Below are 23,475 nucleotides of genomic sequence, written 5' to 3' on the forward strand. Positions count from 1 at the left end.
TAGATGTGGGTGGTTTTCTAAGCCATCTGTGTGATGGCTAACATTACTTTCTTGATACCGATGATGAGCTTCTATTTCTAAGCCATCTGTGTGATGGCTAACCGATCAGTTTGTTGGCTAGACTGCCGCTGGAGTTTCTAAGCCATCTGTGTGATGGCTAACTTTCAGCGCGAGGCTGACAAGGCGGGGCTGTCTTTCTAAGCCATCTGTGTGATGGCTAACTGCTGTTTTTCAACTTTGCTAAGCTTGCGATATTTCTAAGCCATCTGTGTGATGGCTAACTAATTGTCCGTCAACATATTCATATCCAGCGTTTTCTAAGCCATCTGTGTGATGGCTAACAATCATGGACACTTGACGGACGCCATTATGCATTTCTAAGCCATCTGTGTGATGGCTAACGGTTTGGGAAAAGCAGTTACAAATATCCGAATGTTTCTAAGCCATCTGTGTGATGGCTAACTTGAAAATATCTCAAAATTGCTACGTCGGTTCTTTCTAAGCCATCTGTGTGATGGCTAACTTTAACGCTGACCATTGTTTAATAATCACACTTTTCTAAGCCATCTGTGTGATGGCTAATCATCAGTGCCTGATATTACTGCGTTAAGCAAATTTCTAAGCCATCTGTGTGATGGCTAACTGTAAGCAAGCAGGAAACCGCTTCTTGCATTCTTTCTAAGCCATCTGTGTGATGGCTAACCACTTGCTGGAGAGCCGGTCCAGTTGCGTAATTTTCTAAGCCATCTGTGTGATGGCTAACATCCATTAACGTTTCTCCCGGAGACTTAGGTGTTTCTAAGCCATCTGTGTGATGGCTAACGAGAAATATCCGCGTTATTACAGGGCGTTGATTTTCTAAGCCATCTGTGTGATGGCTAACAAGACTATTATCTGCAAAATAACAGTCAAAGCAATACTCTAGTGAGAAGATCATACTTTGACCATTATTTTTGGCAGTTTTATAATAATTTGATAAATAACATATTTTAAAAGAGCGTTGAAAAATAGGTTTTTACCATGTCGGTACGGTGGCTGTACTGCTTAATCCGTAACTATTAAACCTTCCCTTAACCGCACTTTCAGTCAACGTTTGCTCTATTTCCAAAGAATATTGCAATTGAGAATGCAGACTTTGGATTTTAATAAACGGGCGTTCTTTCAAAATTGGATTATGATAGTGCGCCACAGACTGTTTATAGGTTAATTGATGTTTATCCGCAAACGTTTGAATCCGTTCCTCTTTCGCCGCCTCAAAACTGAGTTGATGTTTTTTAGCATAGGCTCGAGTAATTCGGTCATTATTTGATTTTTGCCGTAATCGGCTGACAATCAAATGCTGCGTGATGTTATCCGGCACTGGCTGTACACTGCGAATATGAACGTAATCGGTAAGTCGTACAAGCCATTGAGGTAAATTCAGTTCCTTAAGTTCTGCCTTAGAATGTGCGAACACACGCAGTTTACAACCGAGCGTTTTAACCGATTGCTCTGTATCTTCAACACATCGATATTCCGGAAAACTGACGCCGATGTCGCTGCGATTCTCTGAATCAAGCTGCTCTACTAGCGCCAAATGCAGCTGAGTATAAAGCTTGCTCCAGATAAAATAAGGCGAAATCTCCGGATTTTTGATAATCGTGATCTCTTGGTAATACTGCATAACGCACTACTCCTTGCCACTGGCGCCGAACACCCCACCACGGATCAAAATACCAATCACGTAGTGTTGTTGTTCCGCTTCCGGTTTCTCGCCTTTTATGATCCAATTATCAAATAACGTATAAAAATCCTGTTTTTGTTTTGGTTGACGATAGGCTTTCCCCATGGTGGTTACCGCCCCATAAGGTTCAATCGCAATCGGAAATTCAGCATCGAGATACCAAGTATCAACCGTGCGAATTGCATTGCTGACTTTTTGTGAGTGCATTCCCCCTTTATTATTGATTTGATAAAGAATTTTGCTTTTCTTATTTCCAGTATCCAGCACCAATTCTTGGGACGGATACACTTCTTGTCCGTAGCCAATTTTCACGCTGGCTTCAATTTCCAGTAAAGTAAACGCCTCACCGGAAAAGCCTTTTTCAATCCAGCCAGCGACTTTCTGCACATTCTCATCAACAGGAAACGCATTCAGACTATAATCCAACGCATCTGAAATGGTTACCGATTCCTGACCGCACTTGATCTGAATTTGAATTGTTTCTGCGCCGACACGATTACGCCACAACCAACGGGCATTAATTAAATTGACGGCATAACGCTGCGCCAACACCGAAAAGCCATGTTCGTTCAAATAACCTCGCACCGTTTCAACCAATGCTGCTTGATATTCTTGATTATTGCAAACACTCGGTTTGCCGCAGAAAGGCAACACTTTACAAGTCCATTTTACAACCAAGGTGTCATTTTCGGCATCTAACGCCGCCATATCCACTCGTTGTAAATTGGCTTTTTCAATTTCTGCGTCAAGCTTAGCAGGATCGTTGATAATGGCATTCTTCAAGCGATTACTGATAGTGCCTCGCACCGATTTTTCACGAATGTTGACCGCACTTTCCTCCGCAGTCGGATCGTTACTATTCCGTTGTGAGAAAAAGGCATCGGAAATATCCAGTTTACGTTCAAATGCTAAGACGCTGGCAACAGTTAATTTACTCATTGTATTCTCCTTTTATAGAACTAAATATGATCTGTTTGGTTCGGTTGAATGGTTAAATAAAGATGTTTTTCAGCATCGTGGTGGTAATGCCAAAATGCTTGCTGAATATCATCGATTCGATGGGGGAAAACCCATTTTCCCAAGCTATAAACCGCTTCGACGTATTGGCTGCCGTATTCGGGATTGCGGCTATGCTGCATAACTCCCGGCTCAAAACACGCTGAAATACCTTGAAAACCTAACGGTATCGGCACTAACCAACCACGCCCACTTTTTTCCGACTTCGTGTACCAATCCACCCCGCCGTGTTGGTTTGATTCCGGAATATGGCGCAACGTAACCGCTTCAATCAAAGCGTCAAGTGCGGTCGCTGCAGCGTTTTCTTGCTGCAACGTTTCGGTGATCGCTTGCAAATCTTGCTGTGCGTTCATCAATACAAACGCCGGCAATAAGTAACGTTTAATTTGCTCCACATCTTCCGCAGCCACATAGCGCACCGGTTCATAATTTGCCAGCCCCATCACGCTGCCACCGGCAAGACGCTGTTGTTGAATCCATTGTTGGCTAAGTGTGATTAGCGTCTGAATATGCTGTTCGACATTCCAAATATCATCGGTGCGCACTTCAACAACCAGTGTTAGCAGCAGATCGCATTTGCCCTCTTCAATAATGGAAGCCGTTGAACCGTCTTTTTTAACCGGATTGCGAGTTTGATTAAAGGTGAAATCACTGTAACTGCTTTGGCGATAGGCTTTCACTTCGCATTGATGACAGGCAATAAGCACACCGTCTAACGACAAATGCGACAGTGATTGGTGTTGTTCTAATCGGCGAGACATGGCATGAAATGCACCGAGAAACCCGCTAATTGCCGGAAAGCCGTAAGTAAGCGGGCTAGAAATAGCGTTGGCATTTTGCACCTTTACCCGATTGAACACCAAATATCCGGCAATTGCTTTTGTTTGCATACTCATTGGAACACCTCCTTACCACTTAACAAGCTATCCTTGATCACATCATTCATCACCCCACGCCATTCGCTATGTTCGGGATCGGCAAAATCATCTTTAATTGTTTTGAAGTGTTGTTTCAGCTCATAATTCAGCCAATTCGCAAACCGCTCTGCGACTTTTTCACGCCAACGTCCTTCATTGCGGTCAATTTTAAACTGTTCCTGATCAGCTAATTCCGCACGCTGCGGATCTAACCATAATTTTTCGTGATAATTTAATTCAAGCGCCGTTGTCCAGCCCGGCGCTTTACTGCTTTGAATCGCCATAGCCTGCTGTAAAATACGAAATAAAATATCATCTAAAATAGATTCTCGAGCATTTCGAATCCTGAAACTTTTATAATCCCTTTCAATCAGTTTAAATAGCGCCTCTAACGGTTCTCTGCAAATATAAGCTAAGTTTTTAGCAAAGATACTCTCTGTTCTTGCACCAATTCTCAAACCTCGTTGCCGCTGAAAGTGCGGTGGTAAAGAAGGCAACAAATAATTTCGCCCGCCCTGTTTGCTCATCAATTGGCTGACATTCTGTGGCTTAGTTCCACCTAATTGAGTTGTCGCAGTATTTAATATGCTGAGGTAAGGTTTTTGCTCTGCGGTTTTCTTAAAACGATTCTCTCTTGCCGTTTTATTTTCTTCAGAAAAGCGCAACCCAATAATGCGTTGGTAAAATTCGTGCGTTAACACGGAAGGATAGAGCGGAATAATACAACGGTAATTTCCCGTTCCGAGCGAAAAGAGCAATTGCTTATTGCGTTCGTGAGTAGTCGGTTCCTGTAATTCACTGGATAACGCCGCTTTAAATTGGCGTTGATAATGTGCCGATAGCGTTTTATTTTCGGCAAATACGCCGTCTAATAATGGGCTATCCTGCATAATCAAAGCCCGAAGTTTCGTTGGGCTTTCACCAATATTTATATCAAAAAAAGCGGCTAAGGGCAGTGCCGCAGCATTGCCGTTAGCATCTAATAAAAGGCTATCAATACTCTGTGAGCCGACCAGCCCTATAGGCAAAGTGCGGTCAGTCTGAAAATTGATATTATCACCTTTGGCATCAGGGTGAATCCCTTTCGAGATATGCGTACCAAATTTCAACTGCTTCGCCATGCGTTCCGCTTCGACAATCCAGTTGTCCAACTGATATTTTTTCCGAGTGCCTGCTAATGATGCCTCCAGCTCGCTGACTTTAGCCAAATCATTTGTCTCTTTTGCTTTCGCCAACTGCTTGCGTTCAGCTTCGGTTTTCTTCTCATATTGAGCGGTTAGAAATGCCTGAACCGCACTTTTAATCTGCTCGCTGGTAATCTGCTCCATATTGTCTCCTTATTTATTACGCCAAAATCCCAGCCATTCATTAAAAAACCAACCGTGTCGATTTTCGTCCAACGTAACACACGAATAAGTGATGGCTAAACTTTTTAAACTGCGCTGTTCTGAGTTTTGCTGCTGCAACTGCGCAAGTGCGGTTTCTAAATCAATACAAAGCCAAGCACTCAATTGTGGATTTTGAAATGTGATTGGCTCATATCGAACATAATGATTATGTCGAGCAGACGCTGCTAAAGTCAGCTTTCTCACCTGCTCAGATGAATACACATCAAAACCGTCATCACTCGGAATCAATAACCATTCGTCCTCAGCTTTTCCCGCACGAAACGGGCTCAACACTTGCAAATGGCTGGTTGCCCGATTAGAGGTTGCAGTTTCACTCCAATAGGCATTAACAAAGTTAATCTCGTCGTGATTTAACAGATCTTTGATCACCTGATGTTCCAGATCCGCCAGAATCTCCTGTGGCTGAAGTGATTCCGGCTTGGCAATTCTGACGATGGAATCCACGCTTTGTAGCTGTTCGGCGGGCATGAGCTGAGTCATATCATGCGTTGCCAGTTTGAATTGTTCGCTTTCATATCCGGGTTTGGTAAATCCCACAGCTTCATGCTGCAAGGCACGAATATTTTTCTGTAGAATCAAAAGATTAGCCGATTCCGCTTTTTTATCCGGACGATGTCGCCAAATTCGCCCTGCCAACTGAATAATTGAGCGCATTGACGACGGTTCCACAATCGCCCAATCATAATCGTGATCACGTCCCACCTCGGCGACCGGTGTCGCCAATACAATAAAAATATGCTGTTTTGCCGGATACTGTTTTATTGCTACACAAATGTCAGGCTGTTCAAAAAGGGATTCCGGACGTGCGGCATCACGCTTCAAAGTGCGGTCTAAACGACTCTCTAAGATATTGCGCAGCAGCAACAGTTGCCTTGCATGATAACAGCACAAATGAATATGCACGTCCTCATGCAGTTTCACTGCCCGATTAAACGCATTGGCAAGCTGAACAATGTTGATCGTGTTGGCTATCCGAATCAAACCGACACTCACCGCCTCCGCTTTTTTCGGATGTTGAATATGATGTCGTTGATGTAGTAATAGCGCTGAATCTGCCAAACATTGCGCTAACTCATCAAAAAATTGAGTTGGGTTATCCTTCCGATATTGCACATTCAACGGCATCACTTCCGCCATTCGCCGCACAGACTGTTGTTGCAAAAAGAGGATCCGCTTGATAACAAACGCAAGATGTTCACGTTCAAAATTAGCACTATGCTGGCATTGAATCGTTTTCATTGCTTTGTCTTGTTCGTCAATCCAAGCGCACACCACATTCGGCAAGCGCTTGCCGTAATGACGATGATAGGCGGTTCTGCCCGCCAAATAGCTGTTGAATAATCCTTGAATTAAATCCGGCGGCAACGTTGCCGATGACAGCAAAATCCGTCCGCCCAACAAACCGACCAAATGCACTAAGCGAGTTAAAGCCGGCAAATCCGCTTGGTCAAAATCATCGGGTTCATCCAAAATCAGATCGCTACTTAACAAGCGCAAAATCGGCAACATATATTTGCCGCCACGCTTGCACTCGCTCGCCTGAATCAGATGATCAACCGTACACACCGTAATCGGTGAAAACAGCAGTTGTTTGGCTTTTGAGCTATCCAGAATTGTTTCTAAATTTAAATTGTCGAACTGGCTGTAATCAAGCGTCGAATCGACAAAGCCTTCAACAATCTCATCTGCCGATTCACTTCCCCATGCCGTTTGCAGCGCTGGATTCTCATCTAATTCATTTTCTATTTCTTCTGGCTGCTCCGATTTGTCTGCAGAGCCTGAATTTAACATTTCATATAATTTACGCTGTGCACTGCCGCCGACCAAAATGGCTAGCTGTGCCGCATTCAAGCCTAAATTATCACGGTAACTTTGACCGGTTTGCAATGTCAGCACTCTTAGCCCCAATGCCACCGTAAAGCGTGCGCCTTGTGTTTTATCCGCCAACGCATACATAATTCGAGCATTACCGATGGTTTTTCCGCAGCCGGTTGATGCCATATTGACACCAAAAAAGCCGTTTTCTTGCGATAATTCCTGCACCGATTTTGCCAGTTGAAACGCTTTATTTTGCCAAGTAAATCGAGGAATCGCCGTATTTTTAATCAAGCTGTCTTGCTGAATCAATCGAGGCAGTTCAGCCGCAACAATCGGTAAAACACGAGCAAATTGTGCCGCTGCACCCGCAACGCCCAGCAAATGCTCGTCTAACGTTTGCTTAACCTCTTTGGTGGTTTTATCGGTATTCGCCCACAGCGTAGCGAACTCTTTAGCTCCACTCACTCTGCGCTTATCATCACGATCAAGGCTGGAATAATGATAATCCGCCATCATCAAACATAATCGTGAAAACTGTAGTAATAATGTATCTTCAATCGGTTTACCACTCTGCGCCGCCAGCTCACTGAGCTGCAACAGCGGTTGATGTTGTAACGCTTTTCTCGCCCAGCGCTTTACTGCTTTTTGCCAAGCCGGACTGGCTAAAATCAAGGTATCAAACTGCCAATACTCCTCTTGTTTCGACTTCGGCAACGCCTCCTGTGCCGTTGGATTTTTCACCCAGAAATCAACGGCTTTCATGTGCTGATAAACTCGCAGCAATGCTTCTCTTAAGTATTGTTTATCTTGTTTTCGCTGCTTAATCTGACCGGAATTATAGTGAACCTTATCAAAAGGTGCTGTTCGGTGGTGGGTAACAATCAGCCAAGCAATCCATTGTGCTAATGGCGGGAATGTGTCAACTTTTGCCGCATCACGCTGCTGTTGTAAAAAATCTTGAAGTGAAATTGTAGGGTTTGCCAAATAGGCTTTAATATCAGCAAGGCGTGTCAGCCACATTTGATCGTTACTACAGCCCTGCAGCAGCCATTCAAAAATTTTAAGAGAGATCCACTCATGCCGATAAGGATCGCCTTTGACCGCACTTTGTCGTAATTTCCCTTGAAAGCCCACAGTCGATTTGCCTAAATCGTGCAGCAATGCCGCCAAGGTCGCTATAATCTGAATGCTAGCAATACAATGATTTTCCCACTCGCTGTGCAATAAATTACGCCGAGTATGATTCACCGGCACAACGCCCTGTAAATTAAAACGCTGTCGATTGCCGACAATCCATAACAAATCCGAGCGAGAACGTGAACGAATCCAATGGCAGCTGACGGCAGTATTTTTGCTGGCGGTTTGCCGCAATAATCGCCGTACTGTTTGCAAACCGTCATCGGTGATCACCGTTTGCCAAGTATTATCGCCAATCCGATTCGCAAACGCATCTAACACTTTTCTGCTGCGGGTAAGCGCCTTCTTTTCACACTGGCTGACAAAAATCACCATCATACTGCTTCACCTACCGCCACTAAACAGATTTAATTCACAATTGAAAAATTGTACTCTTCTTAATAATTATTTATCAAACAGTTAAATCGGAAAATTTGCCTTTCATCACATTAATTCAGTCAATATTTTCTGCCATCGGTGCGATGGCTAACACTCGCGGGAACGCTGCTATATGGTGACCAATTTTCTAAGCCATCTGTGTGATAACTAACAAGAATACTTTTCGACAAATAACCGGTAAAACAATAAGATAAACATCAAAGCTAAATTATCCCGTTATTTTCTCAACGCCTGTAATTATTTGATAAATAATATATTTTAAAAGAACAATTCAAACAGGTCGCATTTCAAAAATAAGCTAAGTGCGGTTAAGGAGCCCCTAACCGCACTTTAACGTCTATATCACATACGTAGTGAGCATATCCGAATCCTTGGTGAGTGACCGATCGCACTAAAGCCGGTTTCAACCTTAGATTGATTAAATACTAACCTTCTTACCACAAAATTTCAAACCAAATGTTATTTAATATAATTATTAATTATTGACGTCCCACTGAGATTTTCGTATATACTATAGATCTACTGCTACAGTAGCTTAGAAAAAATATTATTTTATATAGAGTTAACTATCCAACCGATAGGTTCATTCACTGGCGTTATGTTCTAACGCCAGTTTTTTCACCACATCAAACATAAAATCCAACACACTATGTTGTGTAAAAGCCCTTAGGCATTCCTGCCGAAATTCTTGCTCGCTTGCTTGTTCCTTGGCACAGATAAAAGCAAGTGGCAACACGATGGCATCTTTCACTAAATCAGCAATATCAAACACCAATGCGCCACGACGAGTTTTGCCGTGCATAACCGCAAAGCCGTGCGGAATACCTAGCACCCACGTTGTGGTTGCCGCTAGCCCATAAGCTAAATAATTGCCGTGATTGAGAAAAATATTGGCTCGATCTCCGGCATCTCTATCGCGGGTAAATTCGCCATTCTGCGTGGTTTGTGCCGCAAATTTATACAGTTTTTTGGTAAAGCGTGCTTCCTGCTGCAATAATGCGCTAACATCCCGCTGCGAATCCAAATCTTGTAATTGCTGCAACAAAAGTGAATTTAATTCCTGATTTGCCGTGTCAAAACCTTCCGCCTTTAACTCTCGGTCTTTACTCCACGTTTGTTGTAAAAACTGAATCCGAGCTTGCTGTAAGCGTTTTGCCGCCTGAAAACGCTTTTCATCATCAAACCACCAGCTTAGCCAACCTTGCACATATTCTGTCGGGCGATATTCACTTTGTGGTGTCAGCCACTCTATTTCCGTTCCCATAAAGAGCGGTGTGCCGCCCCCGCCACTAAACCCGACTAACACGCCTGCCGCTGCCAACATTCGAATCGCAGCTTGGGTGATCGACGTTCCGGTTCCCAAAATAATACTGGTGGTATTGGCAATCGGAATATTCCAATACAAATTTTCTTTTTTGGTTTCAGTTAGATATAAAATTCGCCCGTCTTTTTGCATAACACGGCAATGTTCAAGATAATAAATATTCGCTCGTTTACTATGTAAAATCGTTTTTAAATCTGACGGGGCTAAATATTGATTAGAATGTTTCATTGTATCTCCTGCGAACTAAAAAGATAACTCAATATCCTATTTCCATAATTAGACAATTATTTCTAAGATTATTTGTTTCGAGCTCAATAATTACTAATTTTTAATATAAAATTCATCCACTTTTTTAATAAACATCATCTAATTTAGATGAGGAATTTATAACATAGATAATGATTAAATTTGAGAAATAAACTATTTATACACTGTTTATTTAATATGTTAAACCATTAAAGGAAAGATGGCTAAGCAAGTAATACCACAAGAAAATATCATTATTAAACAAGGAATGGCTGTTGCTTTTAAAATTAGTGATATTAATAAACAAAAAAATCTGCCTATAAAAATTGATTATATTCATTTAACTTTTAAAAGGCAGATCAATACTTACTCTTGGTTTGTATATTATTCCGATAACGAATCCAACATTTGCTCGAAACGTTGCATTCCGAGGGAAAATTCGTCATCGCTGATGTTCAGTGCCGGGGCGAAACGCAGCACGTTGGGTCCGGCGACTAAGATCATTAAGCCGAAGTCATTGGCTTTTTTGCACAGATCCGCCGCTTTGCCGTGGTATTTTTCAATTAATTCGACGCCGACCAACAGCCCTTTGCCGCGCACTACGGTAAACAGTTTGGCTTTTTGATTAAGCTGTTCCAGCGCTTGAATCAGTTGCTGCGAGCGCTTTTCCACTTGCTGTAAAAAGTGCGGTTCGCTGATGATGTCCACCACTTTCGCCGCCACCGCACACGCCAGCGGGTTGCCGCCAAATGTGGTGCCGTGTACGCCCGGCGCGAAACTTTTCGAGATTTTGTCGCTGGTCAACATCGCACTGATCGGGAAGCCGTTCGCTAACGCTTTGGCGGAAGTCAGGATGTCGGGCACCACGCCGTATTGCATATACGAGAACAGCGCGCCGGTGCGCCCTAAGCCGGTTTGCACTTCATCGAAAATCAGCAACGCTTGATATTGATCGCACAACTCGCGCAGCCCTTGCAGAAACGCCGGCGTCGCCGGTTGAACGCCGCTTTCGCCTTGGATCGGTTCGACGATAATCGCGCAGGTGTGATCGTCGATCACCGCTTTCACCGCGTCTAAATCGTTAAACTGCACATGGATAATATCCGCCGGTTTCGGCCCGAAGCCGTCGGAATATTTCGGCTGCCCGCCGACGCTGACGGTGAACAGCGTTCTGCCATGAAAACTCTGTTTAAACGAGATAATTTTGCTTTTTTGGTAACCGAAATGATCGACTGCATAACGCCGCGCCAGTTTCAGCGCCGCTTCGTTGGCTTCCGCGCCGGAATTGGCAAACATCACACGCTCGGCGAAAGTTTTTTCCACCAGTTTCGACGCCAATTCCAACACCGGTTCGTTAGTGAACCAGTTGCTCGAATGCCACAAGGTTTCGCCTTGACGCTTCAGCACCTCGACCACTTCATCCGGACAGTGCCCCAACGCATTCACCGCAATGCCGCTGGTGAAGTCGATATAATCCTTGCCGCTTTGATCCCAAACCGTGCTGCCTTTGCCGCGCACCGGAATAAAATCCGCCGGGCTGTAATTTTGAATTAAGACCTGATCAAAGGTCGCTCTGGTGTATTGTGTCATGGTTGTTCCTTAATCTGATTAGCGCGTGTACGATAAATAAAAGTGCGGTCCAATAAATACTTTGTCTAAAATAAAACGATTTGCGCAAGCAATCAATAGTTATCGAAAGGTAATTTCTCAAGCGCGGTGTTCCAGTTGAATCTCGCTTCGCCTTTATGTCATACTTGAATGAAACTTAACCAAATACACAGCGAGAGGAAATGATGATGTTTTCAGCATCCGAAAGGGAACAACTACTACAAATCAAAGGCGTAGGCAATACCATTATCGCACGACTGGAGCAAATCGGCATTCACTCTTTCGAACAATTGGCAAATGAATGTTATGAGGATATTTGCCGCCAAGTGGCGGAAATGCTGGATAGTTCCTGCTGGCGGAACAGCCCGCAAGCCAAAGCGGCGATTAACGCCGCGATTGAATTGGCGAAACGTCGGCGTTAGTTAGTGCCGCCGACGGTAATATTGTCGATTTTCAACGCAGGCTGCCCAACACCGACCGGCACGCTTTGCCCCTCTTTGCCACATACGCCGATGCCGGGATCGAGTTCGGATTTATCGGCGACCATTGAGATGTTTTGCATCACTTCAATTCCGCTGCCGATCAAGGTGGCGCCGATCACTGGCTTGGTGATTTTGCCTTTTTCGATTAAATAGGCTTCGGCTGCCGAGAACACAAATTTGCCCGAGGTGATATCCACCTGCCCGCCGCCAAAGTGCGGTGCGTAAATGCCTTGATCCACCGAGGCAATCAGATCGTCAAAATGGCTTTCACCTGCCAGCATATAGGTGTTGGTCATGCGCGGCATCGGCAAATGCGCATAGGATTCGCGCCGTCCGTTGCCGGTCGGGGCGACGCCCATTAAACGCGCGTTCATTTTGTCCTGCATATAGCCTTTTAAAATACCGTTTTCGATCAATACATTGCGCTGGCTCGGCACGCCTTCGTCATCGACGGTTAATGAGCCGCGACGATCGGCAATCGTGCCGTCATCAACAATCGTACACAGCGGTGAGGTGACCAATTCACCGATTTTGCCGCTGAACAGCGAGGATTTTTTACGGTTGAAATCGCCTTCCAAGCCGTGCCCAACCGCTTCATGTAGCAGCACGCCCGGCCAGCCTGCGCCCAGCACCACCGGCATCATGCCCGCCGGCGCTTGCACCGCACTTAGCTTGACTAACGCTTGCCGCACCGCTTCTTTGGTGAACCACACTGCGCGACTGACACCTTGATAATCCTGCAAGAACCAATCCAACGAGAAACGCCCGCCCGCACCGGCGCTGCCGCTTTGACGTTTGCCGTCTTGTTCCACCAGCACCGACACCGACAGCCGCACCAACGGGCGAATATCCGCCGCCAATGTGCCGTCACTTGCCGCCACCAAGATTTCCTCATACAGCGAATTTAAACTGGCGGAAACCTGAATCACGCGCGGATCTTCGCGGCGCGCGGTTTGGTCGATCAAATGCAGCAGTTCGATTTTTTTCTCACGACTTAAACTTTGCAGCGGATCGATCGCTGCATAGCGCATTTCCGCCGTCGTCGGTTTTAAAATAATCGGCGTGCGGGTTGAGGCCTGTGCTTGAGCGATGCCTTTGCTGGCGTCAACGCATTGCAGCAGTTGTTCCAAATTGATTTGATCGGCATACGCAAAACCGGTTTTCTCACCACTGACCGCACGCACGCCCACGCCGCGATCGATATGAAAGCCACCCTCTTTGATAATACTGTCTTCCAGAACCCAGTTTTCGTCGGTGGACGATTGAAAATACAGGTCGGCATAGTCAATGTCGCGATCGGAAAAACGATCTAAAATGTTGGCTAATTGCGAAAGTGACAGGTTGTCGGCTGCCAATAAATTGGATGATACTTTTGTTAACATGAATGTTCTCTGTTTAAACGCGTTGTCGCTACATGATGACAACGTCAAATTGTTCCTGATTGTAAAACACTTCGGTTTTAATCTGCACTTGTTTGCCGATAAACACTTCCAACTCCGCCAAAATGCCGTGCGCTTCCTCGTTGATCAGATAGTCCGCCACCGCTCTTGAGGCGTAAACCAAGAATTGTTCGCTGTCGTATTGGTGGTGAATCCGCACGATTTCGCGCACGATTTCATAACTGACGGTTTCCACGGTTTTCAAACTGCCGCGCCCTTTGCACGCCGGACATTCGGTGCATAAAATATGTTCCAAACTTTCGCGCGTGCGCTTGCGGGTCATTTCGACCAGACCTAACTGGGTAAAACCGTTGACACTGGTTTTCACCCGATCGCGCGACAGCGCTTCGTTCAGCGATTGCAACACCCGCTCGCGGTGTTCCTCGCTTTGCATATCAATAAAATCAATGATGATGATCCCGCCCAGATTGCGGAGTTGTAGCTGCTGCGCGATAGTTTGGGTGGCTTCAACATTGGTGTTGAAAATGGTTTCCTCTAAATTTCGGTGCCCGACAAAGCCACCGGTGTTGATGTCAATCGTGGTCATCGCTTCGGTCTGTTCAATAATCAGATAGCCGCCCGATTTCAAATTCACCCGCTTTTCCAGCCCGCGCTGAATCGCATTTTCCACGCCGTACAGATCAAACAGCGGCTGATTGCCTGCATACAGCGCCAGCCGTTCGGTCAATTCCGGCATAAATTCTTGAGTGAAAGTTTGCACTTCCTGAAAGGTCAGTTTGGAGTCAATCCGAATCAGATCAATCGGCGTGCCGACAAAATCGCGCAATACCCGCTGCGCCAGCGCCAATTCGCCGTATAGCATTGAACGGGTCGGGTATTTCAGCTTGCGCTCCATCACTTTGCGCCACAGCCGTTTGAGGAATTGTGCGTCTTGCTGCAATTCGTCCTCGGAACAACCTTCCGAGGCGGTGCGCACAATAAAGCCGCCCAATTCATCACAATAGCCTTCCACCAACTCTTTCAGCCGCGCACGCTCTTCTTCGCTTTCGATCCGCTGCGAAACGCCGACATGGCTGTTTTCCGGCATAAACACCAGATAACGCGACGGCAGCGTGATGTCGGTGGTCAGGCGTGCGCCTTTGGTGCCGAGCGGATCTTTCACCACTTGCACCACGATGTCTTGCCCTTCACGCACCAATTCGCTGATGTCTTTCACCACGAATTGTTTTTTCTCGGATTCGTCAACGCATTCGGTGTGCGAAACGATGTCGGAAGCGTGCAAAAACGCCGCTTTTTCCAAGCCGATGTCGACAAATGCCGATTGCATTCCGGGCAGCACCCGCATCACCCGTCCTTTATAGATGTTTCCGACCAAACCACGTTTGGCTTCCCGTTCGATATGCACTTCTTTCAGCACGCCGGTATCAAGCAGCGCAATTCGGGTCTCGTTTGGTGTGACATTCACCAATAACTCTACACTTGAGGCCATACTATATCCGTTCTCTTTTTAAATTAATGCGTTGTATTCTATCGTAAAACCGCACTTGGCAGAAATTGGATTTGCATTTCGTCGGGTTATTTTTTTGTTATTGTGATGAAGCGCAAAAAGAAACCCGGACAAGCCGGGTTTTAATTGATCCGTTATCTTAAAAAGACAACATAAATACAAAACATTACTGCTCTACTTCCGCCTCAGAAAAACGTTCGATCCGAGCGCCTAAGCCGCGAAGTTTTTCCTCGATATGTTCGTAACCGCGATCGATGTGGTAAATGCGATCGACCACTGTTTCGCCGTTGGCAATACAACCTGCCAGCACCAAACTTGCCGATGCGCGCAGATCGGTTGCCATCACTTCCGCGCCGTTCAAGGTGGAAACGCCGTAGCAAATTGCAGTATTGCCTTCGATATCGGCTTTCGCGCCCATCCGCACCAATTCCGGAATGTGCATGAAACGATTTTCAAAAATGGTTTCGGTGATCACACCGGTGCCTTCCGCCACCATATTTAACAGTGTGAATTGTGCCTGCATATCGGTCGGAAAGCCCGGATGCGGAGCGGTGCGAATGTTGACCGCTCTTGGTCGATAGCCCAGCATATCCAGTGTAATGGTGTCTTCGGTGGTGTCGATTTGCGCACCGGCTTCGCGCAGTTTTTCAATCACCGCGTCCAGTGTGGAAGCGCGCGTGCCACGGCAGACAATTCGCCCGCCTGAAATGGCAGCGGCAATCAAGAAAGTGCCGGTTTCGATTCTGTCCGGAATCACATGGTGTTCTGCGCCACCTAAACGCTCAACGCCTTCAACCGTGATTAAATCGGTGCCTGCGCCGCTGATTTTCGCACCCAGTTTGTTCAGGAAAAGTGCGGTATCAGTGATTTCCGGTTCGCGCGCCGCATTTTCGATAATCGTCGTGCCTTTCGCCAAAGTTGCCGCCATCATCACCGACAAAGTCGCGCCCACGCTGATTTTGTCCATTACGATGTTCGTGCCTTTCAAGCGACCGTCAACAAATGCTTTAACATAGCCGTCTTCCAGTTTAATTTTCGCACCCAATTTCTCTAAACCGGAAATATGCAGATCCACCGGACGTGCGCCGATAGAACAGCCGCCCGGCAGGGAAACCTGCCCTTGGCAGAAGCGCGCCACCAGCGGCGCCAACGCCCAAATCGAGGCACGCATGGTTTTTACCAGTTCATAAGGGGTGACGAAATTATTGATGTTGGATGCATCCAGATAAATCGTGTTGTTGTCTCTTTTTTCAACCGCTACGCCCAATTTTTTTAAAATTTTCAGTGTTGTGGACACGTCTTTCAAGTCAGGTACATTGGTCAATGTCACCGGTTCTTCCGCCAAAATCGCGGCAAACAGAATCGGCAATGCCGCATTTTTTGCGCCTGAAATATCTACGCTGCCTTTTAAACAGGTTTTACCGTAAATACGAAACTTTTCCATGATTTTTCCTTTTACTTGCTTTGCTGCTGTAATTCGAGATTAACTTAAAGTCCGTTCAATAACCGCACTTGCTGCCATTTTGCGACCGTGAAGGTTTTGATTGATAACGCATGAATTTCATTGGTTGAAATGTATTGCATTAACGGGGCGTAGATCAGCTGCTGCTGTTTCACTTTGCTGATTGAGGCAAAATCGTCACTGACAGCGGTCACGTTAAAGTGTGCGTTTTCGCCGCTGACATACACTTCGTCTAAATTCAGTTGCTCGCGCAAAATCGTTTCTATTGCTTGTGCGTCCATTGATATTTTTCGTTCCTTGATTACTGCTGTATAAAAGGGGTTAACCACTGTTCCAGATCGTACAATTCGGCAAAATCCTGCACCAAGTGCGGTACCGCAGTTAATTTCACCGTGTTGCGCTGCGAATAGTGATGAAGAATTTCACATATTAACACAAAACCGGCAGAATCCAGCGTTTCCAGATGATTTAGTTCAATATATAGGCAAGACTCGACGGGTAAATCGGTATTTTCGGCAAATAGCAAAGCACGCCGCTGCCAGAGTGGCAACAGCGTGCTGCGGGTTAAATCGCCGTTTAGTTGCAGGTGCAGCTCTTTTTCACTGTGGCTGACATTCCATTCAAAACTCAAATCGACACCTTATTTTTCCAGTTTAATCGGCACGGCGGCGCTTTTCTCAATTTGTGCCGTCAGCGCGTCGATCCCTTGCTGGCGCAGAATATTGCTCCATTCGTTTTTCTTGGTTTCGACCATGCTCACGCCTTCCGCCGCCATATCGTAGGCTTGCCACTCGCCGGTGCGGGTGTTTTTGCGCCATTTAAAATCCAGTTTCACCGGCGCCGCGCCGTTGGTTTGGATAATATTGACCCGAATGCTGACAATGCTTTGATCGCCAATCGGTTTTTCCTGTTCAATCTGAATTTGCTGATTGTTATACATGGTCAGCACTTGCGCATAAGACTGCTCGATGAAATTAGCAAACGCATTGAAAAACTGGTCGCGCTGCGCAGGGGTGGTGCTTTTGAAATATTGCCCCAGCACCAATGAACCGGCGTAGTTAACGTGAATATACGGCATCAATTCTTGTTTCACGATAGTGCGCACCTGATTCGGATTTTGCTGAATTTTCGCCTGATTGCTGCTGATTGAGGCAAACAGTTTGTCCGACGCTTGTTGCATCAGTTTATACGGGTTATCCGCCGCCGAGGCGTGCACCGTCGTGAACAGCGCCATAACCAATACCGCACTTGTGGCAAACCATTTGTTTAACATTCTTTTTAACATTAACTTTCTCCTGTCTGATAGCCGTGAATCGGTTCAACGGCTATTCTGTTGTTGCGTCGGTCTGTTTGTTCTCGCTTTTATCGCCGTAAAGGAACTGACCGATTAAATCTTCCAACACCATTGCCGAAGTTGTGTCGTGGATCGTATCTCCATTTTTCAGCATGGCAATTTCACCGTCATCGAATCCGATGTTCAGTGCAACATATTGTTCTCCCAGCAAGCCGGAAGTCTTAATCGAAAGCGAGCTGGTTTCGGGAATCTGATCAAATTGTTGATCGATACTCAAGCTGACTTTCGGCAAATAGGTTTGCGGATCCAGATCGATCGCCGTGACCCTTCCGATCACCACACCGCCGGTTTTTACCGCTGCCCGTACTTTAAGACCACCAATATTGTTAAAAGTTGCTTGTAAATTATAACTTTTGCTTTCGCTGAAGCCCTGCACGTTGGTTACACGCAAGCCTAAGAACACCAGCGCGGCGATCCCTAACAATAAAAATAATCCGACCCAAAATTCATATTTAATAGTTTGACGCATTTTTCTTTCCTTTGCTGTCTCTTGAACGATTCGTCAAGCGTTAATTCCCGCCGAACATCATGGCGGTTAAAATAAAATCCAAAGCCAATACGGTCAATGACGCGTGCACCACGGTTTTGGTGGTAGCACGGCTGATCCCTTCCGATGTCGGGCGCGCGTCATAGCCGTTAAACAGTGCAATCCACACCACAGCGACGGCGAAAACCGCACTTTTAATAATTCCGTTGAGAATGTCGGTACTCCAGCTGACCGAATTTTGCATCACCGACCAGAAACTGCCGCCGTCCACGCCTTTCCAGTCAACGCCGACCAGTGAACCGCCCCAAATGCCGACCGCCACGAAAATCACGGTCAGCACCGGCATCGAAATAATCCCCGCCCAAAAACGCGGCGAGATCACCCGACGCAGCGGATCAACCGCCATCATTTCAAGGCTGGAAAGCTGTTCGGTGGCTTTCATTAAGCCGATTTCAGCGGTCAACGCCGATCCGGCGCGTCCGGCAAATAGAAGTGCGGTCACCACCGGCCCCAATTCACGCAGCAGCGATAACGCCACCAGCTGCCCCAAACTGCTTTCGGCGGCAAACCCGACCAGCACCACATAGCCTTGCAGCCCGAGCACCATGCCGATAAACAGCCCGGATAACAGAATAATCAACAATGACTGCACGCCCAGCACATACAGCTGTTTTATCAATAACGGGAAATATTTTTTCGGCTGCGGCACGCCGACCAATGCGCCGTACAACATAAACGCCGAACGCCCCAGTGCGCGAAACACGCTGATCACCGAAGCGCCCAATTTGGAAATGGCTGAACTGATCATACAAATAACTCGTCTATATAATTTTCGGCAGGATAGTGGAACTGCACCGGCCCGTCTTCGTTGCCCGCCAAGAATTGGATCACGCGCGGATCGTCGCTTTGTTTCAGTTGTTCCGCGGTGCCTTCGGCGATGACCGTTTTATCCGCCACGATATACGCATAATCGGCGATGCTCAACACTTCGCTCACATCGTGGGTCACCACAATTGATGTCAGATGTAGGGTTTTATTCAGCCGTTTAATCAGGCTGACGATCACGCCCATGCTGATAGGATCTTGCCCGGTGAACGGTTCATCATACATTACTAAATCGGGGTCGAGCGCCACCGCTCTTGCAAGGGCAACCCGGCGTGCCATGCCGCCTGATAATTCCGACGGCATTAAATCCGCCGCGCCGCGCAAGCCGACCGCTTCCAATTTCAGCAACGTCAACTGGCGAATCAATGCTTCCGGCAGATTGCTGTGTTCACGCAGCGGAAATGCCACGTTGTCAAAAGTAGAAATATCGGTGAACAGCGCGCCCGACTGGAACAGCATTCCCATTCGCTTGCGCAGTTGGTACAGTTTGGCATTGGATAGCCGAGTGATGTCTTTTCCGTCGAACAGAATTTCACCGGATTCGGGGAACAGTTGCCCGCCAATCAGCTTTAACAACGTGGTTTTTCCGATGCCCGACGGCCCCATAATTGCGGTGATTTTGCCGCGTTCGACTTTCAGGTTCAGCCCCTGATAAATCGTTCTTGAACCGCGTTTGAAGGTGAGATCTTTCACTTCAACCAAATAGTTATTCATTTTCCGCCTTGTGTTGCGCTGCGCATTTGTCATCTTTGCCGAGAGGCAATTAGGCGGAATCTTGTATGAATTTCAGGGTAATGTCAAATATTCACCGCACTTGAAGCGCGATTAATTGTGGCGGACTTGCCTAAAAGCGGCGAATTTATGTTAGAATTTCGCAATAATAAATTCTGACAATACTTAACAGGAAAGCGAATGAATTTTCGTTGGAACATTGTCTTGGTTGTGATTGCACTCGGATTGCTGGCTTGGTATTACTCGCTGAACCAACAAGACGAAAGTGTTTTGAGCGCTCGCATTCAAACCAGTGACAGCCCCGATTATGTGGCGAACCGCATGAAAACCACCCTGTATTCCGTTGACGGTCGCAAACAATATGTCGCCACCGCCGATCAGGTGGAATATTTTCAACAGAACGGCGATACGGTATTTAAATTTCCGGTGGTTTACTTATTTGAAACCGCCAAAGACAGCAATAATCTGGTGCGCAGTTGGAAGCTGAGCGCCGATCAAGCTAAAATTGACAGCAATAAAATCCTGTATCTTGATGATAATGTGACGATTGAAAGCCTGCTGCCGGAAAGCAAAATCCACAGTTTGAAAACCTCAAGTGCGGTTGTCAATTTAACGACACAAGATATAACATCTGATACAATGGTTAGTGTTGTTGGTCAAAGTTTCACCACCACAGGGAAACGCTTGGTCGGCAATCTTCGTCAACAGGTCGCAACATTAAAAGAACAGGTGAAAACTCACTATGAAATCCAAACTCATTAATTCCTTGACCTTGGTCACTGCGTTGGCGCTCTCTTTTTCCGCCTCCGCGTTAAAAAGTGACACTCAGCAGCCGATTAATATCAGTTCAGATAATCAGTCGTTGGATTTGGAAAATAATATTGTGACTTTTTCCGACAATGTGGTGATTACCCAGGGATCGATCCTGATTAATGCCAACAAGGTCACGATTATTCGCCCAACCAACGACAGCGGCAAAGAGAAAATTGAAGCCACCGGCAATCCGGTGACTTTCCAGCAGCAATTAGATAACGGCAAACCGATTAACGGCAAAGCCAGTAAAGTGAATTACGATTTAGGCAGCCAATATCTGGTGCTGACCGGCAATGCACAGTTAAAACAATTAGACAGCCAGATCAATGCCGAAGTGATCACTTATGATGTGCAGCAACAAAAAATGATTGCTAAAAACAGCGGAAAAGGACGGGTGAAAACCATTCTGTATCCATCCCAGCTACAGCAGAAATAAAAATAACAGGTTAAGATTCTATGTCTATTCTTTCGGCACAAAGTCTGGCAAAATCCTATAAAGGTCGCCAAGTGGTGCACAATGTCAGTCTGAACGTAAATTCCGGCGAAATTGTCGGCTTACTGGGTCCGAACGGCGCCGGTAAAACCACCACTTTTTATATGGTGGTCGGCTTGGTCAAAAGCGATCACGGCTCAATTAAAATTGATGATCAAGATATTACCCTGCTGCCGATGCACAATCGCGCTCAACAAGGGATCGGCTATCTGCCGCAGGAAGCCTCGATCTTCCGCCGTTTAAGCGTGTATGACAACCTGATGGCGGTGTTGGAAATCCGCAAAGATCTGACGCCGAAACAGCGCAAACAGCGCGCCGAGGAGTTGATTGAAGAATTTCATATCGATCACATTCGCAATAATTTAGGGCAATCGCTGTCAGGTGGCGAACGCCGTCGGGTGGAAATCGCGCGGGCGTTGGCGGTGAATCCGAAATTTATTTTGTTAGACGAGCCTTTTGCCGGTGTCGATCCGATTTCGGTGATTGATATTAAGAAAATTATTTTACACCTCAAAGATCGCGGTTTGGGCGTGTTGATCACCGATCACAACGTGCGCGAAACCTTAGACGTGTGTGAGCGCGCTTATATTGTCAGCGCCGGCAACATGATTGCCACCGGAACCCCGCGCGAAATTTTAGAAAATGAAGATGTGAAACGAGTATATTTGGGCGATCAGTTTAAATTATAGATCTGTTCCCGCCCAATCAGAGACGTTGTATTATGAAATTGACTCATTTGCTTAGCTTAGACAATATTCGTCAAGGCTTGATGGCATCTAGCAAAAAAAGAGTGTTGGAAATCCTGAGTGAGATTGTCAGCACACAAACCGACGCCAAGCCTAGGGCGTGTTTTGAACACTTATGTGAACGGGAAAAAGTTGGTTGTACCGCACTTGGCGGCGGCATCGCCCTGCCACATGCCAAACTGGCTGAAGGCAATCAACCGATTGCGGTGTTTTTGCAATTAGCCAATCCGATTGATTATAAAGCAGCGGACAACCGTGAAGTGGATTTGCTGTTCGCCCTGTTTATTCCTGAAAATTTATGTAGCGACTGCAAGCTGATGCTACCTGAAATCGCAAAAAAATTAAGCAATAAAACCATCGTAAAACAGTTGCGTGCCGCACACAGCAAAGAAGAGATCTGGGATATTTTTTCTAAACTGGATCTGCACAACGAAGAAGTAGAAGCACCGGAAAGCGCGCCTGAAGTCGCTTTAAGCGAAGCATAGCGAAAAAACCGCGGGACTTAAGAGGAATACTTATGGAACTGATCATCATCAGCGGCCGCTCCGGCTCAGGCAAGTCCGTCGCTTTACGCGTGTTGGAAGACATCGGCTACTACTGCATTGATAATCTTCCGTTGGCGCTGTTCAGCGAAGCGATCGAGCTGCTGACACAAAAACAGGACGCCGTTGCGATCAGCTTAGATATTCGAAATATGCCGGAATCGCCCATTCAAATGGAACGGTTATTGAGCAAGCTGCCGGAAAGTATTAAAGTCCGAGTGGTGTTCCTCGACTGCGAACCGAATATTTTAATCCGCCGTTATAGCGATAGTCGCCGTTTACACCCGCTTTCAGTCAAAAACATGACGCTGGAATCCGCAATTGAATTTGAGCGCGAGTTATTAGAACCGCTATTCCAACACGCGGATTTGGTGTTAGATACCTCAACCATTTCCACTCACGAACTGGCAGAAAAATTGCGCCAATTTCTGCGCGGCAAGTCAGATAAAGAGCTGAATATTGTGTTTGAATCGTTCGGTTTCAAATACGGCATTCCTTTAGATGCCGATTATGTGTTCGATGTGCGCTTTCTGCCCAACCCGCACTGGGATCCGCAACTGCGCCCAATGACCGGACTGGATGAACCGGTGATCGATTTTCTCAATCGACATAACGAAGTACATAACTTTATCTACACCACCCGCAACTATATCGAAACCTGGTTGCCGTTATTGGAACAAAACAACCGCAGCTATTTAACCATTGCTATCGGCTGCACCGGCGGCAAGCACCGTTCAGTTTACATTGCACAACAACTCGGCGAGTATTTTTTAAGCCGCGGCAAAAAAGTGCAGATTCAGCATTTATCATTAAGCAAACATAAAACCGCTTAATCTTTACGGACGTGTAGCTCAGCCGGATAGAGCAATCCCCTCCTAAGGGATAGGCCGGCGGTTCAAATCCGCCCACGTTCGCCATTCTGCATTTCAATTTTA

At 46.2% G+C, this 23,475-nt stretch carries 22 protein-coding genes, 1 tRNA gene and 1 CRISPR repeat array (1 of these 24 cut by a window edge); of the genes, 7 read left to right on the top strand and 16 right to left on the bottom strand.

Features of this window, described 5'->3' with window-relative positions; translation table 11 throughout:
- Positions 1–883: a CRISPR direct-repeat array (repeat unit 28 nt; unit sequence TTTCTAAGCCATCTGTGTGATGGCTAAC); it begins 6,229 nt to the left of the window's first position.
- A 132-nt stretch (positions 884–1,015) separates the two neighbouring features.
- The 7 genes from cas6f to ACUHGC_RS11810 form a co-directional block, all read right to left on the bottom strand.
- Complete coding sequence (gene cas6f / locus ACUHGC_RS11780) at positions 1,016–1,663, bottom strand: type I-F CRISPR-associated endoribonuclease Cas6/Csy4 (RefSeq protein ID WP_446833475.1); 648 nt, start codon at positions 1,661–1,663, stop codon at positions 1,016–1,018.
- Positions 1,664–1,669: 6 nt separating this feature from the next.
- Positions 1,670–2,662: a type I-F CRISPR-associated protein Csy3 gene (gene csy3 / locus ACUHGC_RS11785; protein WP_446833476.1), complete on the bottom strand. Its 993-nt coding sequence runs from the start codon at positions 2,660–2,662 to the stop codon at positions 1,670–1,672.
- Between the two features lie 20 nt (positions 2,663–2,682).
- Positions 2,683–3,636 (bottom strand): type I-F CRISPR-associated protein Csy2, encoded by a 954-nt coding sequence (gene csy2, locus ACUHGC_RS11790; protein WP_446833477.1) that lies wholly within the window; start codon positions 3,634–3,636, stop codon positions 2,683–2,685.
- The gene (gene csy1 / locus ACUHGC_RS11795) at positions 3,633–4,985 is read right to left on the bottom strand and encodes a type I-F CRISPR-associated protein Csy1 (RefSeq protein ID WP_446833478.1); all 1,353 of its coding nucleotides are present in this window, start codon (positions 4,983–4,985) and stop codon (positions 3,633–3,635) included. Before csy1 ends, csy2 begins: the two co-directional genes overlap by 4 nt.
- A 9-nt stretch (positions 4,986–4,994) precedes the next feature.
- On the bottom strand, positions 4,995–8,399 hold the full coding sequence (gene cas3f, locus ACUHGC_RS11800) for a type I-F CRISPR-associated helicase Cas3f (RefSeq protein WP_446833479.1): 3,405 nt from the start codon (positions 8,397–8,399) through the stop codon (positions 4,995–4,997).
- Positions 8,400–9,042: 643 nt separating this feature from the next.
- Positions 9,043–10,011 carry a type I-F CRISPR-associated endonuclease Cas1f gene (cas1f, locus tag ACUHGC_RS11805; RefSeq protein ID WP_446833480.1) on the bottom strand — a complete coding sequence of 323 codons (969 nt, stop codon included), beginning with the start codon at positions 10,009–10,011 and terminating at the stop codon, positions 9,043–9,045.
- A 402-nt stretch (positions 10,012–10,413) separates the two neighbouring features.
- Positions 10,414–11,619: an aspartate aminotransferase family protein gene (locus ACUHGC_RS11810; protein ID WP_446833481.1), complete on the bottom strand. Its 1,206-nt coding sequence runs from the start codon at positions 11,617–11,619 to the stop codon at positions 10,414–10,416.
- A gap of 206 nt (positions 11,620–11,825) precedes the next feature.
- On the opposite strand from ACUHGC_RS11810, the gene ACUHGC_RS11815 reads away from it, so the two are divergent.
- Positions 11,826–12,059, top strand: coding sequence for a recombinase RecA (locus ACUHGC_RS11815; protein ID WP_446833482.1), 234 nt, complete (start codon positions 11,826–11,828; stop codon positions 12,057–12,059).
- On the opposite strand, the gene tldD is transcribed toward ACUHGC_RS11815, so the two are convergent.
- From tldD to ACUHGC_RS11860, 9 genes are all read right to left on the bottom strand, one after another.
- Positions 12,056–13,501 (bottom strand): metalloprotease TldD, encoded by a 1,446-nt coding sequence (gene tldD, locus ACUHGC_RS11820; protein WP_446833483.1) that lies wholly within the window; start codon positions 13,499–13,501, stop codon positions 12,056–12,058. The two genes, ACUHGC_RS11815 and tldD, sit on opposite strands and share 4 nt — an antisense overlap.
- Positions 13,502–13,529: 28 nt before the next feature.
- Positions 13,530–15,008, bottom strand: coding sequence for a ribonuclease G (gene rng, locus ACUHGC_RS11825; RefSeq protein WP_446833484.1), 1,479 nt, complete (start codon positions 15,006–15,008; stop codon positions 13,530–13,532).
- 184 nt (positions 15,009–15,192) lie between these two features.
- On the bottom strand, positions 15,193–16,470 hold the full coding sequence (murA, locus tag ACUHGC_RS11830) for a UDP-N-acetylglucosamine 1-carboxyvinyltransferase (RefSeq protein WP_446833485.1): 1,278 nt from the start codon (positions 16,468–16,470) through the stop codon (positions 15,193–15,195).
- Between the two features lie 44 nt (positions 16,471–16,514).
- Positions 16,515–16,769, bottom strand: coding sequence for a BolA family protein (locus ACUHGC_RS11835; protein ID WP_446833486.1), 255 nt, complete (start codon positions 16,767–16,769; stop codon positions 16,515–16,517).
- 20 nt (positions 16,770–16,789) lie between these two features.
- On the bottom strand, positions 16,790–17,119 hold the full coding sequence (locus tag ACUHGC_RS11840; protein ID WP_446833487.1) for an STAS domain-containing protein: 330 nt from the start codon (positions 17,117–17,119) through the stop codon (positions 16,790–16,792).
- Positions 17,120–17,128: 9 nt separating this feature from the next.
- Positions 17,129–17,773 (bottom strand): phospholipid-binding protein MlaC, encoded by a 645-nt coding sequence (mlaC, locus tag ACUHGC_RS11845; RefSeq protein WP_446833488.1) that lies wholly within the window; start codon positions 17,771–17,773, stop codon positions 17,129–17,131.
- A 40-nt stretch (positions 17,774–17,813) separates the two neighbouring features.
- On the bottom strand, positions 17,814–18,311 hold the full coding sequence (gene mlaD / locus ACUHGC_RS11850; RefSeq protein ID WP_446833489.1) for an outer membrane lipid asymmetry maintenance protein MlaD: 498 nt from the start codon (positions 18,309–18,311) through the stop codon (positions 17,814–17,816).
- 40 nt (positions 18,312–18,351) lie between these two features.
- A complete protein-coding gene (gene mlaE, locus ACUHGC_RS11855) occupies positions 18,352–19,137 on the bottom strand; it encodes a lipid asymmetry maintenance ABC transporter permease subunit MlaE (RefSeq protein WP_446833490.1) in 786 nt (261 codons plus the stop codon).
- Entirely contained in the window at positions 19,134–19,928 is a 795-nt protein-coding gene (locus tag ACUHGC_RS11860) for an ATP-binding cassette domain-containing protein (protein ID WP_446833491.1), read from the bottom strand. Before ACUHGC_RS11860 ends, mlaE begins: the two co-directional genes overlap by 4 nt.
- A gap of 198 nt (positions 19,929–20,126) precedes the next feature.
- Between ACUHGC_RS11860 and lptC the strand changes: the two genes are divergently transcribed.
- The 6 genes from lptC (at position 20,127) to ACUHGC_RS11890 (ending at position 23,457) form a co-directional block, all read left to right on the top strand.
- Positions 20,127–20,708, top strand: a complete 582-nt coding sequence (lptC, locus tag ACUHGC_RS11865) for an LPS export ABC transporter periplasmic protein LptC (protein ID WP_446833492.1) — start codon at positions 20,127–20,129, stop codon at positions 20,706–20,708.
- Positions 20,689–21,195 (top strand): lipopolysaccharide transport periplasmic protein LptA, encoded by a 507-nt coding sequence (lptA, locus tag ACUHGC_RS11870; protein WP_446833493.1) that lies wholly within the window; start codon positions 20,689–20,691, stop codon positions 21,193–21,195. The genes lptC and lptA overlap by 20 nt, the downstream gene beginning before the upstream one ends.
- 20 nt (positions 21,196–21,215) lie before the next feature.
- Complete coding sequence (lptB, locus tag ACUHGC_RS11875; RefSeq protein WP_446833494.1) at positions 21,216–21,941, top strand: LPS export ABC transporter ATP-binding protein; 726 nt, start codon at positions 21,216–21,218, stop codon at positions 21,939–21,941.
- A 32-nt stretch (positions 21,942–21,973) separates the two neighbouring features.
- A complete protein-coding gene (gene ptsN, locus ACUHGC_RS11880) occupies positions 21,974–22,483 on the top strand; it encodes a PTS IIA-like nitrogen regulatory protein PtsN (RefSeq protein WP_446833495.1) in 510 nt (169 codons plus the stop codon).
- A gap of 32 nt (positions 22,484–22,515) precedes the next feature.
- Positions 22,516–23,373 carry an RNase adapter RapZ gene (rapZ, locus tag ACUHGC_RS11885; protein WP_446833496.1) on the top strand — a complete coding sequence of 286 codons (858 nt, stop codon included), beginning with the start codon at positions 22,516–22,518 and terminating at the stop codon, positions 23,371–23,373.
- Between the two features lie 7 nt (positions 23,374–23,380).
- Positions 23,381–23,457: transfer RNA gene (locus tag ACUHGC_RS11890), tRNA-Arg, on the top strand.
- Positions 23,458–23,475 lie beyond the last annotated feature (18 nt).

This window comes from Testudinibacter sp. P27/CKL/0425 (assembly GCF_052931395.1).